Annotated in this window: 18 protein-coding genes; 8 read left to right on the forward strand and 10 right to left on the reverse strand. The window is 66.6% G+C overall.

The genetic code is table 11. From position 1 onward, the window contains the following. The first annotated feature begins 8 nt into the window (after positions 1-8). Positions 9-1,166: an ABC transporter permease gene (locus tag IFT63_RS13660; protein ID WP_042613306.1), complete on the forward strand. Its 1,158-nt coding sequence runs from the start codon at positions 9-11 to the stop codon at positions 1,164-1,166. Between the two features lie 10 nt (positions 1,167-1,176). Further along, the gene (locus IFT63_RS13665; RefSeq protein ID WP_042613305.1) at positions 1,177-2,496 is read left to right on the forward strand and encodes an ABC transporter permease; all 1,320 of its coding nucleotides are present in this window, start codon (positions 1,177-1,179) and stop codon (positions 2,494-2,496) included. Here IFT63_RS13665 and rarD read toward each other — a convergent pair whose 3' ends face one another. Continuing rightward, positions 2,497-3,402: an EamA family transporter RarD gene (gene rarD / locus IFT63_RS13670; protein ID WP_042613304.1), complete on the reverse strand. Its 906-nt coding sequence runs from the start codon at positions 3,400-3,402 to the stop codon at positions 2,497-2,499. Further along, positions 3,399-4,298 carry a drug/metabolite exporter YedA gene (gene yedA / locus IFT63_RS13675; protein ID WP_192084648.1) on the reverse strand — a complete coding sequence of 300 codons (900 nt, stop codon included), beginning with the start codon at positions 4,296-4,298 and terminating at the stop codon, positions 3,399-3,401. The genes rarD and yedA overlap by 4 nt, the downstream gene beginning before the upstream one ends. Before the next feature lie 196 nt (positions 4,299-4,494). Here yedA and IFT63_RS13680 point away from each other — a divergent pair, with 196 nt between their 5' ends. Next, the gene (locus IFT63_RS13680) at positions 4,495-5,763 is read left to right on the forward strand and encodes a uracil-xanthine permease family protein (protein WP_192084650.1); all 1,269 of its coding nucleotides are present in this window, start codon (positions 4,495-4,497) and stop codon (positions 5,761-5,763) included. 45 nt (positions 5,764-5,808) lie between these two features. On the opposite strand, the gene IFT63_RS13685 is transcribed toward IFT63_RS13680, so the two are convergent. The 4 genes from IFT63_RS13685 to IFT63_RS13700 all read right to left on the reverse strand — a co-directional run bounded on the left by IFT63_RS13685 (position 5,809) and on the right by IFT63_RS13700 (position 10,251). Then, positions 5,809-7,461, reverse strand: coding sequence for a M28 family metallopeptidase (locus IFT63_RS13685; protein WP_192084950.1), 1,653 nt, complete (start codon positions 7,459-7,461; stop codon positions 5,809-5,811). 77 nt (positions 7,462-7,538) lie between these two features. Further along, a complete protein-coding gene (locus tag IFT63_RS13690; protein ID WP_192084652.1) occupies positions 7,539-8,471 on the reverse strand; it encodes an MBL fold metallo-hydrolase in 933 nt (310 codons plus the stop codon). 87 nt (positions 8,472-8,558) lie between these two features. Then, the gene (locus IFT63_RS13695; protein ID WP_042613297.1) at positions 8,559-8,861 is read right to left on the reverse strand and encodes a hypothetical protein; all 303 of its coding nucleotides are present in this window, start codon (positions 8,859-8,861) and stop codon (positions 8,559-8,561) included. 100 nt (positions 8,862-8,961) lie between these two features. Further along, positions 8,962-10,251, reverse strand: a complete 1,290-nt coding sequence (locus IFT63_RS13700; protein WP_192084654.1) for a tryptophan--tRNA ligase — start codon at positions 10,249-10,251, stop codon at positions 8,962-8,964. A 111-nt stretch (positions 10,252-10,362) separates the two neighbouring features. Between IFT63_RS13700 and IFT63_RS13705 the strand changes: the two genes are divergently transcribed. Continuing rightward, positions 10,363-11,181 (forward strand): hypothetical protein, encoded by an 819-nt coding sequence (locus IFT63_RS13705; protein WP_192084655.1) that lies wholly within the window; start codon positions 10,363-10,365, stop codon positions 11,179-11,181. Between the two features lie 65 nt (positions 11,182-11,246). Here the strand turns inward: IFT63_RS13705 and IFT63_RS13710 are convergent, their stop codons facing one another. The 4 genes from IFT63_RS13710 to rocF form a co-directional block, all read right to left on the reverse strand. Continuing rightward, positions 11,247-11,468: a CsbD family protein gene (locus IFT63_RS13710; RefSeq protein WP_042613761.1), complete on the reverse strand. Its 222-nt coding sequence runs from the start codon at positions 11,466-11,468 to the stop codon at positions 11,247-11,249. 185 nt (positions 11,469-11,653) lie between these two features. Continuing rightward, the gene (locus tag IFT63_RS13715; protein ID WP_042613760.1) at positions 11,654-11,791 is read right to left on the reverse strand and encodes an entericidin A/B family lipoprotein; all 138 of its coding nucleotides are present in this window, start codon (positions 11,789-11,791) and stop codon (positions 11,654-11,656) included. A 66-nt stretch (positions 11,792-11,857) separates the two neighbouring features. Then, on the reverse strand, positions 11,858-12,010 hold the full coding sequence (locus IFT63_RS13720; RefSeq protein ID WP_192084657.1) for an entericidin A/B family lipoprotein: 153 nt from the start codon (positions 12,008-12,010) through the stop codon (positions 11,858-11,860). 141 nt (positions 12,011-12,151) lie between these two features. Further along, entirely contained in the window at positions 12,152-13,069 is a 918-nt protein-coding gene (rocF, locus tag IFT63_RS13725; RefSeq protein ID WP_042613758.1) for an arginase, read from the reverse strand. Positions 13,070-13,341: 272 nt separating this feature from the next. On the opposite strand from rocF, the gene IFT63_RS13730 reads away from it, so the two are divergent. The 4 genes from IFT63_RS13730 (at position 13,342) to IFT63_RS13745 (ending at position 15,797) form a co-directional block, all read left to right on the forward strand. Further along, the gene (locus IFT63_RS13730; RefSeq protein WP_152620633.1) at positions 13,342-13,794 is read left to right on the forward strand and encodes a roadblock/LC7 domain-containing protein; all 453 of its coding nucleotides are present in this window, start codon (positions 13,342-13,344) and stop codon (positions 13,792-13,794) included. 75 nt (positions 13,795-13,869) lie between these two features. After that, positions 13,870-14,229: a roadblock/LC7 domain-containing protein gene (locus IFT63_RS13735; RefSeq protein ID WP_042613756.1), complete on the forward strand. Its 360-nt coding sequence runs from the start codon at positions 13,870-13,872 to the stop codon at positions 14,227-14,229. A 69-nt stretch (positions 14,230-14,298) separates the two neighbouring features. Beyond that, complete coding sequence (locus IFT63_RS13740; RefSeq protein ID WP_192084659.1) at positions 14,299-15,264, forward strand: hypothetical protein; 966 nt, start codon at positions 14,299-14,301, stop codon at positions 15,262-15,264. Continuing rightward, a complete protein-coding gene (locus tag IFT63_RS13745) occupies positions 15,261-15,797 on the forward strand; it encodes a GTPase (protein WP_192084661.1) in 537 nt (178 codons plus the stop codon). Before IFT63_RS13740 ends, IFT63_RS13745 begins: the two co-directional genes overlap by 4 nt. Positions 15,798-15,860 lie beyond the last annotated feature (63 nt).

The raw sequence follows: 15,860 nt of genomic DNA on the forward strand, positions 1-15,860 counted from the left end.
GCACGGCGATGAAATATTTCTCCCTGGTCTGGGCGCAGCTGTTCCGCAGCCGCACCCGCACCCTGCTGACCCTGCTGTCGGTGGTGGCGGCGTTCCTGCTGTTCGGCATGCTCGATTCGGTGCGCGTGGCGTTCATGTCCGGTGGCAGCGTGGAAGGCGCCAACCGGCTGATCACCGCCTCGCGGCTGTCGATCACCCAGTCGCTGCCGATCCGCCTGGAAGCGCAGATCCGCCAGGTGGCCGGCGTGCGCGACGTGACCTACGGCATGTGGTTCGGCGGCATCTACCGCGACCCCAAGGACTTCTTCCCGAACTTCTCGGTAGCACCGAACTACTTCGACGTCTACGGCGAACTCGAGGTCGCCCCGGACCAGCTCAAGCGCTGGCAGGACACCCGCACCGGTGCCATCGTCGGCGAATCGCTGGCCAAGGATTTCGGCTGGAAGATCGGCGACACCATCCCGTTGCAGGCCACCATCTTCCCGCGCGGGGGCAGCAACGACTGGCCGCTGGAAATGGTCGGCACGTTCCGCTCCAAGGACCGTGCAGTGGCCGGGAACGAGGAGCGGCAGTTGATGATGAACTGGAAGTACTTCGATGAGTCCAACGACTACATCAAGAACCGGGTCAGCTGGTACACCATCACCCTGGACAACCCTGACCATGCCTCGCGGGTGGCCCAGGCCATCGACGCGATATCGGCCAACTCCGACCACGAAACCAAGACCCAGACCGAATCGGCGTTCCAGCAGGCCTTCGTCAAGCAGTTCGCGGACATCGGCATGATCGTCACCTCGATCATGGGCGCGGTGTTCTTCACCCTGCTGCTGCTGACCGGCAACACCATGGCCCAGGCGGTGCGCGAACGCATCCCGGAACTGGCCACGCTGAAGACGCTCGGCTTCCAGGACCGTACCGTACTGGCCTTGGTGATGGTGGAATCGATCCTGCTGGTGGGGCTGGGTGGTGCGATCGGCATGGGCCTGGCGGCGACCATCCTGCCGGTGCTGGCACCGCAGACACGCGGCCTGCTGCCACCGCATGTGCCGACCACCACCTGGCTGGTGGGCATTGGACTGATCATCGTGATCGGCATCGTGGTCGGACTGCTGCCGGCGTTGCGCGCCAAGCGGCTGAAGATCGTCGACGCCCTGGCCGGACGCTGAGGACCCGCACATGAAGAACACACTGAAGAAGTGGCTGCTCAACGGCGCGATGCTGGTGGTGCTGGCGGTGGGCCTGGCGGGATGGATCTGGCTGCCGTGGCAGGGCGTGCTGATCGTGGCGGTGCTGGTCGCGCTGTGGCTGGTGCTGACCCGCGGCGGACGGCTGGCGTTGGCCGCCACCCGCATCGGTATCGCCAGCCTGCCGCAACGCTGGGGCGCCTCGTCGGTGATCGTGGTCGGCATCGCCGGCGTGGTGGGCGTGCTGGTGGCGATGCTGGCGATGGGCGCAGGTTTCCAGTCCACGCTCAACAGCACCGGCGATGACACCACCGCGATCGTGCTGCGCGGTGGCTCGCAGGCTGAGACCAACTCGGTGATCACCCGCGACCAGATTCCGTTGTTGTCCACCCTGCCCGGCGTGGCACGCGACGAAAGGGGCCGCGCGCTGCTGTCGGCCGAACTGTCGCAGGTGGTCAACCTGGTGTCCCGCTCCGACGGCACCGATGTCAACGCGCAGTTCCGGGGCGTCGGCGAAATGGCGTGGGCGGTGCATGATCGTGTACGCATCATCGAAGGCCGCAAGTTCGCCACCGGCAAGCGTGAGATGGTGGTGGGCCAGGGCGCGAAGACCCAGTTCCGCGACATGGACGTGGGCAGCACGCTGACCCTGGGCAACCAGGCATGGACGGTGGTCGGCGTGTTCGCTTCCGGCGATGCGCACGATTCGGAGCTGTGGACCGACGTGGATACGCTGGCCACCACCTACCAGCGCGACTCGCTGCAATCGGTGACGGTGCGCACCGACGGCAAGCCGGGCTTCGAGCAGTTCAAGGCTGCCGTCGCCGGCGACCCGCGCCTGAAGCTGGAGGTGGAAACAACGCGGCTGTACTACAGCAAGCAGGGTGGCGGGCTGACCACGCTGATCAACATCCTGGGCAAGGTCATCGGCACCATCATGGCCATCGGCGCCGTGTTCGGTGCGCTCAACACCATGTATGCCGCCGTGGCCACGCGGGCGCGCGAGATCGCCACGATGCGCGCGATCGGCTTCCGCGGATTGCCGGTGGTGACCGCGGTGATGCTGGAGACGATGCTGCTGGCGTTGCTGGGTGGGCTGCTGGGCTGCGCGATCGCCTGGCTGCTGTTCAACGGCTACAGCGTGTCCACCATCGGCAGCAATTTCAGCGCGGTGGTGTTCAAGTTCCACGTCTCCCCGGAACTGCTGTGGAGCGGGCTGAAGTGGGCGCTGGGCATCGGCCTGGTCGGTGGCCTGTTCCCCGCCCTGCGCGCCGCCCGCCTGCCGATCACCACCGCCCTGCGCGAGGTCTGACTAGCGGCGGGCGCGGCGCAGGCCGTCGAAGACGAACAGGCCCAGCCCGATCCAGATCGCGATGAAACCGGTGGCGCGCGCGCCATCGAAGGGTTCGTTGAAGAAAAACACGCCCAGCACCAGGCCCAGGCTGGGCGCGATGAACTGCAATACGCCCACGGTGGACAGGGCGATGCGCTTCACGCCGTAGGCGAAGCCGATCAACGGTGCGGCGGTGACCACGCCGCCGAAGATCAGTAGCAGGTCGTTGCGCCAGCCCCAGCCCCCGAAGAAGGCGCCGCCGTGGCCGTTCTCGCTCCACAGCGCGAAGCCCAGCGCGGGCAGGAACAGGTACAGGCTTTCCACCGCCAGGCCGGCCACCGGATCGACCGATACCAGTTTGCGCAACAGGCCGTACAACCCGAACGAGCCGGCCAGCCCCAGCGCGATCCACGGCGGTGCACCGGCCTGCCACGTGAGCCAGCCCACGCCGGCCGCCGCGCAGGCCACCGCCAGCCACTGCAGGCGACGCAGGCGTTCCTTCAGCACCACCACGCCCAGTACCACGCTGACCAGCGGATTGATGAAGTAGCCCAAGCTGGTATCGATCACGTGGCCGGCGTTGATCGCCCAGATGTACAGGCCCCAGTTGAACGCGATGGCCAGGCTGCTCACTGCCAGCGTGGCCAGCGCACGCGGCTGCGCGGCGATCGCTTTCCACCACTGCAGGCGGCTGCTCAGCAGCAGCCAGCCCACTACCAACACCGTGCTCCAGATGATGCGGTGGGCGATAATCTGGAACGAAGGCACTTCGCGCAGGAGGTGCCAGTAGACCGGCACCAGTCCCCACAGCACGAAGGTGAAGGCGGTGACGGCAAAGCCACGGCGCTGTTCCTGCTCCTGCTCGCTGGTGAGTACCGCGCTCACTTGCGCGTCCTCGCCAGAGCCAGCACCAGCACGCCGGCCAGGATCACCGCCATCGCCACCAGGTCGCGCCAGCCGAAGTGTTCGCCATTGAGCAGTACGCCGAGCAGCACGGCAATCACCGGATTGACGTAGGCATAGCTGCCGGCCAGCGCGGGGCGCACGTTGTGCAGCAGCCACACGTACGCGGTGAAGGCCACGATCGAGCCGAACACGCACAGGTAAGCCACCGCCAGCAGGCCGTCCAGGCTCGGCAGCGCGGTCGGCCGCTCGCCCACCGTCAGCCCGGTGATGACCAGCAGGATGCCGCCGCAGATCATCTGCCCGGCAGCGGTCATGAACGGTCCCGGCAAATCCTGGCCACGTACCCAGACCGAGCCGAACGCCCAGCCGACCGGTGCCACCAGCAACAGCACCAGACCGGTCGGCGAGGCCGCCAGGCTGCTGCCTGCGTTGAGCCAGACCACGCCGAGGAAGCCGATGGCAATGCCCAGCCATTCGCCGCGGCTGGCATGCTGGCCGCGCACCGCCGAGAACAGCGCCATCCACAACGGCACCGAGGCCACCGCGGTGGCGGCCAGGCCTGAGGACACGTCACGTTCGGCCAGTACCACCATGCCGTTGCCCAGCAGCAGCATGGTGAAGCCCATGATGGTCAGGTTGCGCCACTGCCGCAGGGTCGGCCGCGGCATCTTCCTGAACAGCCGAAGCACCGCGTACATCAGGCTGCCGGCGATGATGAAGCGCGCACCGGAGACCGAGGTCAGCGGCAGCACGCCGGCCTGCAGCGCCTTGGCGATGCCCAGGTAGGTAGAGCCCCAGACCACGTAGACCAGCAGCAACGCCAGGGCGACGGCACCGGGACGCGGTGCGGCGGGGGATTCAGGAACGACGGCCATGGGCCACCAGGGTGCGGGGGAACGAGGATTCTAGGCCTTTGCGGCGACCGGGAGCAGTCAGGAACGCGGCATGCTGTTTTCGGCGCGCGGCGCATGCTGGCGCCGCGTCTCCAGCGGAGCGCGGACAAGGCCTATATCATCCTCCCCGCCCCTGCCGACGAACTGCTTGCCGGCGCCTACCCAGGAACTCCCGACGATGCAGGATGAATTCAACGACCCGCTCTGGCGCCAGGTGCTGTCCGGCGCGCAGATGCTGTTCGTGGCCTTCGGCGCGCTGGTGCTGATGCCGCTGATCACCGGGCTGGACCCGAACGTGGCGCTGTTCACCGCCGGGCTGGGCACGCTGCTGTTCCAGTTGATGACCGGCCGCCAGGTGCCGGTGTTCCTGGCTTCCAGCTTCGCCTTCATCACCCCGATCATCCTCGCCAAGCAGCAGTTCGGCCTGGCTGAAACCATGGGCGGGGTGATGGCTGCTGGTTTCGTCTACACCTTCCTCGGCGCGGCGGTGAAGATCAAGGGCACCGGTTTCATCGACCGGCTGCTCCCGCCGGTGGTGATCGGCCCGGTGATAATCTCGATCGGCCTGGCGATGGCGCCGATCGCCGCCAACATGGCCATGGGCAAGGACGCCGATGGGGCGCAGCTGATTCCGTACCAGACAGCCATGCTGATTTCGATGCCGGCCCTGTTGACCACGCTGGTGGTGGCGGTGTTCGGCCGTGGCATGTTCCGGCTGCTGCCGATCATGTTCGGCGTGTTGGTGGGTTTCGGGCTGTCCTTCGCATTCGGCGTGGTCGATGTCGCGCGCATCGCGGCGGCACCGTGGTTTGCCTTGCCACAGTTCACCGCCCCGGCGTTCAACTGGCAGGCGATCCTGTTCATCGTGCCGGTCGCGCTGGCACCGGCGATCGAACACATCGGCGGGGTGATCGCCGTCGGCAGCGTCACCGGGCGCGACTACCTGAAAAAGCCCGGCCTGCACCGCACCCTGTTCGGCGATGGCGTGGCGACCACCGCGGCGGGACTGTTCGGTGGACCGCCCAACACCACCTATGCCGAAGTCACCGGCGCGGTGATGCTGACGAAGAACTACAACCCGAAGATCATGACCTGGGCGGCGGTCTTCGCCATCAGCCTGGCCTTCATCGGCAAGTTCGGTGCGCTGCTGCAGAGCATCCCGGTACCGGTGATGGGCGGCATCCTGTGCCTGCTGTTCGGCTCCATCGCCGCGGTCGGCATGAACACCCTGATCCGCCACCGGATCGATCTGGGCGAAGCCCGCAACCTGGTGATCGTGTCGGTAACGCTGGTGTTCGGTATCGGCGGCGTACTGGTCGGCACCGGCACCGGTCCGGACGACTTCGGCCTGAAGGGCATCGCGCTGTGCGCGGTGGTGGCGATCGCGTTGAACCTGCTGCTGCCGGGTAACGATCACTGGAAGCAGCCCGGTCCGCCGGTGGTCTGAGGCTGCAGGGAGAGGCGTGACGACCAACGGTCGTCACCCACCAGATCAGCGGCGTGCCGCTTCGCTGGCGTCGCGCGCCTTGCGGAACTCCGAGCCTTCTTCCCACTGCGGCCAGCTGCGGCCGTTGGCCAGCTCCAGGCCGAGGTCATAGACCAGCAATGTATCGGCAGCGTGGCCGGCCGGGTCCCAGCTCGGGGTCCACGCGTCGCAGGCCTGGTGGTAGCAGTCCTTGAAGTATTTCTCGCGCAGCGCACGGCCGGCTTCGATGCCACCGTCCAGCTTGTCCAGCCCCGGACCGATGGTGATCGCCGGTACGCCCAGGCGGGCGAACGCGAAGTGGTCGGCACGGTAGAAGAAGCCCGCTTCAAGGTTCGGATCCGGGCTGTAGCCGCGGCCCCGGGCCTTTGCCACACGTTCCAGGTCGCCTTCCAGCGATACCCGGCCCTTGCCCCACGAGGCGATGTCACGGGTCGCGCCATCCGGGCTGAACATCTCGATGTTCAGCACTGCGGCCGTCTTTTCCAGCGGTGCCAGCGGGTGCCTGGCGTAGTAGCTGGCGCCGAGCAGTCCCTTCTCTTCAGCGGTCAGCGCGACGAAATACAGCGAACGCTGCGGCTGCGGGCCGGCGGCGAAGACGCGGCCCAGTTCCAGCACCGTGGCCACGCCGGTGGCGTTGTCGATGGCGCCGCGTCGCACGCGGTCGCCCTTCGCATCAGGCTCGCCGATGCCGAACGCATCCCAGTGGGCAGAGAAGATCACCGCCTCGTCGCCGTGCTCGCCCCCGGGCAGCTTGGCCACCACGTTGCGGGTGACCACCTCTTCACGCTTGAGCTTGAAGGCGGCACTCAGGCGGGCGTTGTCCAGCGGCACCGGCTTGAAATCGGCGCGCTGCGCCTTGCGCTTTTCCGCCTCGAAATCCAGGCCGGCATCGGCGAAGATCGCCTCGGCCAGGGTGCGCTGCATCCAGCCACGCAGCGGCGTGTGCTGGGCCATGGCTTCGTCCTGGCTGCGCTGGATGTCGAACAACGGCGAGGTGCCCGAGCTCTTCACCGTGGCCCAGCCATAGGCCGCCGGTGCGGTCTCGTGCACGATCAGCACGCCTTCGGCACCACGGCGCGCGGCTTCCTCGAACTTGTAGGTCCAGCGGCCGTAGTAGGTCACCGCCTTGCCATCGAACGCGCCGGGCGCGTCGGTCTCGAAGTCGGCGTCGTTGATCAGCACCACCGCGATCTTGCCGCGCAGGTCGATGTCTTTGTAGTCGTTCCAGTTGCGCTCCGGCGCGTCGATGCCGTAGCCGATGAACACCAGCGGCGCATCCTTGATCTGTACCCGCGCACGCGGCTGCAGGCTCTGCAGGGTGACATCCTCGCCATTGGCCAACGCACGCTTGCCGCCCTTCAGCGACAGTGTGGCGGTGGCCGCGCCGTCCAGCTGCGCGCGCACCAGCGGCACCGGTTGCACCCAGCTGCCGTCCACGCCGCCAGGCTGCAGGCCATAACTGCGGAACTGCTCGATCAGGTACTGCACGGTGCGCTCTTCGCCCTCGCTGGCCGGTGCGCGGCCTTCGAATTCGTCCGAAGCCAGCACGCGTACGTGGCGCGACAGCGCCTGCGGATCGATGCCACCGCCGGGAAGATCATTGGCCGCATGTGCAAGGCCACCGACGAACAGGCAGGACGACAACAACAGCACGCGCATCGGGTTCACGGATCACCGGGGGGACAAGGAAACAGGGATGTCCCGAGTGTACGTGACAGCGCGATGACGCGGAATGATCAGCGCCGTTCGCGGTCCAGCCAGCACGCCAGGCCCTGCGCATTGAGCTCGATGTCCATCGCCAGCACCGCAGCTACCGCGTCCTGGTCCAGCGCACAGCCATGCGCCAGCGCGCGTTCCAGGTACAGCGCGCGCAGTGCCGCAAGCAGATGGCGATGACGGTCGGGGCGGCCGTCGCACTGGCGCCCGATCGCCACCATCGCATCGATCTGCTCGAACAGATCCGCCGCGCGCGCTTCCACCGCTTCCACCCGCCCGTAGTGGGTGAGGTACATGGCGGCGGGCTGGTAAGCGAGCATCCGGCGGATGGAATCTTTCAACGGTTCGGGATCGAACTGGACCGGCGAAGACGTGGGGATGATGAACGCCCCCTGCGCACTGTCCAGTTCGCGGTAGGACAGACCGAAGGTATCGCCGGTGAACCAGCTGCGGCTGCGCGCGTCCCACACGCAATAGTGGTGCTGCGCATGGCCGGGCGTGTGCATCAGCAACAGCTCGCGCCCGGCCAGGTCGATGCGCTGGCCATCTTCGGCCACCACCACGCGCTCGGCCGGGATCGGCTCGATGCGACCATAGCTGCGCGCGATTTCTTCCTCGCCATACACCGCCGTGGCGCCGGCGATCAGCCGTGCGGGATCGATCATGTGCGGCGCACCGCGCGGATGCAGTACCGCACGCGCATTGGGCAGGTGCTGCATCAGCGTGCCGGCGCCGCCGGCGTGATCCAGATGCACGTGGGTCAGCAGCAGCCAGTCCACCGCCTGTGGCTCCAGCCCGGCATCGGCCAAGGCCTGCAGCATCGCCGGTACCGCCAGCGAGGTGCCGCAGTCGATGAAGGCGCCACGGCCGTTCTCCACCACCAGGTAGGCCGCGTCGAAGTCGGCGCGCTGGAATCCGGTATCGATGGTGTGGATGCTGGGATCGGCGGTCATCGACGCGCACCTGGCAGGTTCAAGGACAGACGCCCATGGTAGGCGCGCGGGCGAAGGCGTTCGATGCGGCTTTGGTCGAGGGCCGCGTCAGGGCGCGCGCAGCAGCCAGCGCGGGCGGAGCAGCAGCGCGGCCACCATCACCGCCAGGAAGGCGCCGTAGGCATACAGCACCGCCAGCACCTGCGGCCAGATAGGGCCGGCATCGGGCTGGGCCTGGCCCAACTGGAAGCCCCAGTGCATGGAAAGCACGCTCAACACCAGGGCGAGCAGCAGCGCGGCCATATCGAAGGCACGCCGCCGCGGGCAACGCGGCTGGCGTGGGTAGCACCAGAACAGCCCGCCGAGCAGCATGAACCAAGGCAGGAACAGCAGCAGCGACAACCAGGCCATCAGTAGATCCTCGGTTGAAAAGGGGTCAGAGTCGGGGGTCAGAGTACTTTTCGTCTGCTGAAAAGTACTCTGACCCCCGACTCTGACCCCCGCGCGAGCGTTATCCGGCGTCGCGCAGGGTTGCCAGGGCGGCCAGCACGGCCTCCACTTCGGCTTCCAGCGTGAACAGTTCGCTCTGCAGCGCATCGCCCTGCTCGGCCTGCTTGAGCACGGCGATCAGCTGCCCGGCGTCGCGCGGTGAATCAAAACCCGCACTCTGCACCAGCAACGTGCCTTCGCCGTCGGTGAGCTTGAAGTAGAACCGGCCATCCTTCTCGCGGTACTGCTTGAACACCGGCGGCGCGCTGCGGGCCCGTTCGGCCGCGGCGGCCTTCGGCACGTCGGCCAGGTCGCGCAGGCCTACCGCATGGCGCAGCTCCTTCAGCAGCGGCACCGCGTACTGTTCGCGCAACTGCTGGCCACGCCGGCGCAGCAGCGCTTCGATCTTCTCCGGTTCGGCCATCAGCGCTTCGTAGCGCTCGCGCAGCGGCGACAGTTCGGCATCGATGCGCTCGAACAACTGCTTCTTGGCATCGCCCCAGCCGATGCCCTCGGCGAAGGCCCTGGCAAAGCCGGCGGTCTGTTCCGGCGTGGCGAACGCCTGGTACATCTGGAACAGGGCCGAGCCTTCGGTATCCTTCGGCTCACCCGGCGCACGCGAATCGGTCAGGATGGAGAACACCAGCTTTTTCAGCTCTTCGCGCGGGGCGAACAACGGAATGGTGTTGCTGTAGCTCTTGCTCATCTTGCGGCCATCCAGGCCTGCCAGCGTAGCGACCTGCTCGTCGATCACCACCTCCGGCAGCGGGAAGTACTCCTTGCCGTAGACATGATTGAAGCGCTGGCCGAAGTCGCGTGCCATCTCGATGTGCTGGATCTGGTCACGTCCCACCGGCACCCGGTTGGCCTTGAAGATCAGGATGTCGGCGGCCATCAGCACCGGGTACATGAACAGCCCGGCGCTCACGCCGGCGTCCGGGTCCAGCCCCTCGGCCTCGTTCTTGTCGATCGCCGCCTTGTAGGCATGCGCACGGTTGAGGATGCCCTTGCTGGCGACCACGGTCAGGAACCACATCAGTGCGTTGGTTTCCGGGATGTCGCTCTGCCGGTAGAACCACACCTGTTCCGGATCCAGCCCGCAGGCCAGCCAGCTGGCGGCGATTTCCAGCGTGGAACGCTGGGTGCGCGCCGGCTCCTGCGCCTTGATCAGGCTGTGCAGGTCGGCCAGGAAGAAGAAGCTCTCGATGCCCTGTGCACGGCTGGCCGCAATGGCGGGGCGGATGGCGCCGACATAGTTGCCCAGGTGCGGGGTGCCGGAGGGGGTGATGCCGGTAAGGACTCGGGTGGTCATGACTGCTCGATGGGAAACCTTCGGTGAACGGCTGCAGTTTACCCTTGCTGGCGCAACCCCGTCGGCCCTGTTCGGGCGTTTGAGCTGAGGACCCCGCCATGGAGAACCCGGATGAAGCGCCTGTTGCTGCCCCTGTTGAGCGTTGCCCTGCTGGCCGGCTTCAGGCCGGCGCCGCCGATGATCACCCCACCCTCCTCGCGGATAGCGGGTGGACCCGTGTTCCTGACCCTGCTGGACCGCGAGACCGGCGGGCTGCTGCCGCAGTACGCGCACGACGGCCAACGCTGGACACCGGGCGAGCGTGGACACCGGTACAGCGTGCGCCTGCGCAATGCCAGCCCACAGCGCGTGCTGGTGGTGCTGTCGGTGGATGGCATCAACGCGGTCAGCGGCGAGCAGGCCACTCCCGACCAGACCGGCTACGTGCTCAACCCCTGGCAGACCACCGACATCGCCGGCTGGCGGAAGTCCAACGATGAAGTGGCGCAGTTCGTCTTCAGCAGCCCGCGCGACAGTTATGCCGAACTTACCGGACGCGGTGACAACCTGGGCGTGGTCGGCATCGCGGTGTTCAACGAAGCCAATGCCGTGCGCTGGGAGCATCGGCCGGCCACGCCGCCGCGCCGCGCGGCGCCTGCCCCGGCCGCGACCCAGGATGCCGCCAAGAGTGAGTCACGGGTGATGGCCGAATCCACGCCGGCGCCGGCGCAACGGCTGGGCACGGGACATGGCGAACGCGAGGCCTCATCGGTCCGCAACACCGCCTTCGAGCGCGCCACGGCCGACCCGGCCCAGGTTACCCAGCTTCGCTACGACAGTGCGCGCAAGCTGCGCGCGCGTGGGATCGTTATCGATCGTCCCGCGCGGGTCACCGAGCGCGGGCCGCAGGCATTCCCCGATCAGTACGTGCCCGACCCACCGCGACGCTGAGCCTGGATCACCCATAAAAAAACGGGCCGCGAAGGCCCGTTTTCTACCGGTTTCAACCGCCCGACTTACTTGAAGTCCGGGTAGTCCTTGCGCAGCGAGGAATCGAACTCCTTGACCTGCCTGTCAGCTTCGTCGCGGGCGATGCCGTAACGTTCCTGCACGCGGCCGGCCAAGTACTCCGCGTTACCTTCGGCAACATCGAAGTCGTCATCGGTAAGCTTGCCCCACTGCACCTGGGCCTTGCCCTTGAGCTGGGTCCACTTGCCGGAAATGATGTCTTTGTTCATGTGCGTTGGCCTCTTGATGAAGTGCGTCATGTGTTACCGCACCTGCAGAATGCCGCATCGAACGTTGGGGGGCAGTCAAGCAAAGATGAAACGTATGCTCACCTCGTTGAACGGACTCCGTCGCCGCACCGAAACAAAAAAGGCCGGGAAATCCCGGCCTTTCATCACTGAAACGCTTGCGCGGATCAGTTGCCGCGGGCGGCGTCTTCGACCTTCTCGCCAGCACCCTGCACGTCCTTGCCGGCACCGGCAACGGTATTGCAGCCGGCCAGCATGGCGACCGAGAACATCGACAGCAGCATCAGGGAAATTACACGCTTCATAGGGACTCTCCAGTTTGATTTAAAAAACCACCGCGGCCGCGGTGCAGACGGCGGGAAAGCCGTTGATCAGCACTTGCCGTCTTTGCAGTCCTGCGCCGTGTCGTGGACGGCCTCGCCTGCTCCCTGCATGTCCTTGCCAGCTCCGGCAACGGTATTGCAGGCAGTCAGCGAACCAGCAGCACACAGCGCCAGCAACAGTACGGAAAGAATGCGTTTCATCGACTTCTCCTTCTCAGGTCACGGCGCCCGGAACGACCCGGGCGTGCCGCGTGAAGTGCAATCTGGCGCGCGGCGCGTGGAGCGAGTGTGAACGAGCAGTTGATCGGTTCATGTGGGCCAGCGGGACGCCGCAACTGGACCTCAATCGCGCATCAGCGTGGACTTCCCGAACAGGCTCTCCACCAGGTCCACCGCCAGCTTCGCAGTAGAGTTCTGGTTGTCCAGCAGCGGGTTGAGTTCGACGATGTCCAGCGACCCCATGCGCCCGCTGTCGGCGATCATCTCCATCACCAGCTGCGCCTCGCGGTAGTTCACCCCGCCCGGCACTGTCGTGCCCACCCCGGGGGCGATGCTGGGGTCGAGGAAATCGACGTCGAAGCTGACGTGCAGGTGGGTGTTGTCGTCGATTCCGGCGAGTGCGGCTTCCATGGTGCGCTTCATGCCGGCCTCGTCGATGTAGCGCATGTCATACACGTCCACGCGGTGGGTCTTGATCAGCCGTTTCTCTTCCGGATCCACCGAGCGGATGCCGATCTGGCGCACCTGCGAAGGCAGAATCGCCGGGGCATCACCGCCGAGCCGGGTCAGTGCATCCGGACCAAGCCCGCACAGGCAGGCCACCGGCATGCCGTGGACGTTGCCGGACGGAGTGACATCGCTGGTGTTGAAATCCGAGTGCGCGTCCAGCCACAACAGGCGCAGCTGCTTGCCCTGTTCGCGGCACCAGCGCGCCACGGCGGTAACCGAACCGACGCCCAGGCAATGGTCACCGCCGAGCATGATCGGCATGCGACCGGCGCGCAGCTCGGCCAGGCTGGCCTCCATCAGCACGCGGTTCCATTCCACCACCTCGTCCAGATGCCGGTAGCCCTGCACCGGCGCGGTCCACGGGTTGCGCGGTCCATCCAGGTTGCCCAGGTCACGCACGTCCACGCCGCGGGCAATCAATGCTTCGGCCAGGCCGGCAATGCGCAACGCTTCGGGGCCCAAGCGTGCACCGCGATCGCCGGCCCCGATATCGGTAGGCACGCCAATCAGCGAGACGGGTTGATGCGACATGGAAACCTCGTTCTGGACAAAAGAAGCAGTCTAGCCAGCGCGCCCCGGGTGTACTCGCGGCGGTGCAGCAGGCGCGATGCCCGACGTCTGCGGCCCACCGATCTGGTGCGATGGAATTCCATGGCCGTCAAACACTTGACACGCCCGCAAGGTGAAGATCCATTAGGAAAACGGTCAGATATACTGTGCTACGGTTCACACTTTCAACCCTCCGCGGTTGATAGAAAAGCATCGCCATGGGTCGTACCGACCCAGGTTCCAGGGGGAAACCAGTGCAGCGCAGTGCCATCAACCAGATCGTTCGCAGCGCGACCGGCGAAAGCCTGCCCGCGCGCCATCTTTACGATGCGTCCCGTATCGAACACATCTTTCGCCAGGCGCGCGAACGCGAGCCGGGCCTGACCCTGCTGCTGCTGTCCACCGCCGATGGCCGCGCGGTGGCCGAGGATTCGGTGCTGGGCGTAGACGGTCGTCGCTTGGCCGCGATGGCCAACTCCTTCCTCACGCTGGGTGAAACGGTATCGCGCGAGTTGTCGCTCAGCGAAGCCGAACACGCCACCGTGTGCACCCGCCAAGGCAACGTCGTGCTCATCCGCGTCAACGCGGACAAGCCGATGACGCTCACCGCCGTCGCGGCGGTGGAGGTCAACCTGGCCGTGCTGCTGTTCCATGCGCGCGAATGCGCCGCCAAGCTGGAAACCGCGCTGCGCACCCGCGCTGCCTGATCGTACCGCCTCCGTTTTTCACCTTGCAGGCCTTGCTGGCCTGTTTCCCTCTGCACGACCCAAGAAAGGACGACTGTGTCTAAGCTCAACCTGGAAAACCTCAATACGCTCGCCGGCTTCGTCGGTGCCGCGCTCGTCGACAGCGACAGCGGCATGGCGCTGGCCATGACCGGTGGCGGCGACATCAATCTGGAACTGGCTGCGGCCGGCAATACCGAAGTGGTACGCGCCAAACGTCGCGTCGCCCAGCAGCTGGGCCTGTCGGACACGCTGGAAGACATCCTGATCACGCTGAGCACGCAGTACCACCTGATCCGCCCGCTGGAAAGCAACCCGATGCTGTTCCTGTACGTGGCGCTGGACCGCAGCCGTTCGAACCTGGCGATGGCGCGTCACGAACTGAAGTCCTTCGAAAAGACGCTGGACTTCAGCTGAGCCGCGCTCGCCCCACGCCCGCCGTCGTTGCCTGACGCGGGCGTGGCGGGCGACCTGCACTGACCGCCCATGAACACACCGATACGACATTTCCGGGTCGCCCACGCCGGGCTGGACCTGCTGCACGCTACCCGGCTGAAACTGGCCTGCTCGCTGTTGCTGGCCGAACGCATGGATATCCATCTGCAGCCGTGGAACGGCGAGCAGGCCGAGCTGCTGGTAGTGGGTGGCGATCCGTCGGCCATGGCCGTCCTGCAGCAGCAGGCACGCACCCAGGGCGTGGCGACGCTGCGCATCGTGCGTGGCGCGACGGCTGCGACGGGCGTGCTGCCGCACGGCGCCAGCGTGCGTGACATCAACCAGGAACTGGCTGCGCTGCTGGGCGGCACGGCCGAGGTGGCTGACCAGGCGCCGGATCGCGCGACGCCGCAGGGCACGCCGCTGCTGCTGCGCGCGATGCAGTCGGCCGATGATGCCAGCCTGTACCTGCTGCAGCGCGGCGCTACGCGCGTGGTGGTGGATACCGCAACGCGCAGCCTTGCGTTGCCGGTTGGTGCGTCCCTGTCGGAGATCGTGCCGCTGCTGGATGACCTTACCTGGTCGTCGACGCCGCTGGACATGGAGACCTTCCAGCATCAGTACGTGTACCTGCTGCCGCGCCGCCATTCGTTCGAAGCGTTGTATTTCTGCATCGCGCGTCATCGCCCGCAGCTGCTGCCGGCGGTCGCCGCGGGCACTTCGATGCAGCTGCTGCACTGGCCCGACCTGGACCACCGCGACGTGCCCGCCAGCTGGCTGCTGCCCATCGCACGCCTGCACGCCGCGTCGTGGACCAGCACCGCGCTGGCCGCGGCGAGCGGTTTGCCGCACGATACCGTGCAATTCCTTTTCTCGGCTGCTGCCAGCAGCGGCCTTGCCAAGCACCAGGAGAACGCCGTGCCCCCATCAGCGCGCCTCGCGGGCCTTCGCGACTCACGGTTCCTGACCTGGGTCGCACGACGATTCGGGCTGGACCTGCAGGTGGGTCGCGCATGAGCGGTCCGGCCAACAAACTGGTGTTCGTCGGCGGCATGGGCGCGGGCAAGACGACCGCGGTGCGCGCGATTTCCGATGTCGAGCCGATCAGCACCGAAATGCCGCTGAGCGAGGACGCCACCGCCGACAAAGTGGAAACCACGGTGGCGCTGGATTACAGCTCGATCGAGCTGGATGACGGCGAACTGCTGCACCTGTACGGCGTACCCGGACAGCGCTACCTGGATTTCATGTGGCCGATGGTGTGCGAAGGCGCGCTCGGGGTGATCGTGCTGGTCAGCGCCGGATCACCCGATCCGGTAGCCACTACGCTGGAGCTGCTGCAGGAGTTCTCCCGGATCGCGCCCGATGCCAGCCTGGCGGTCGGCATCACCCGTACCGACGAGCATCCGCAGCTGTTGATTCCCACCGTGCGCGATGCGCTGTTCGCCGCTGGTTTCCGCGTTCCGGTGCTGCGCGTGGATGCGCGCTCGGCCGCGCAGGTGACCTTCCTGGTGCGCTCGCTGCTGTCCCACCGCTACGCCGATTCCTGATCACGGTGCGCCGTCGCCTGCGGGTGGCGGCGCAGGATGCGACGCGGCCATCGCCGCAGTCCA

This window comes from Stenotrophomonas sp. CFBP 13724 (assembly GCF_014841975.1).
In the GTDB taxonomy this organism is placed as follows: Bacteria; Pseudomonadota; Gammaproteobacteria; order Xanthomonadales; family Xanthomonadaceae; genus Stenotrophomonas; species Stenotrophomonas lacuserhaii.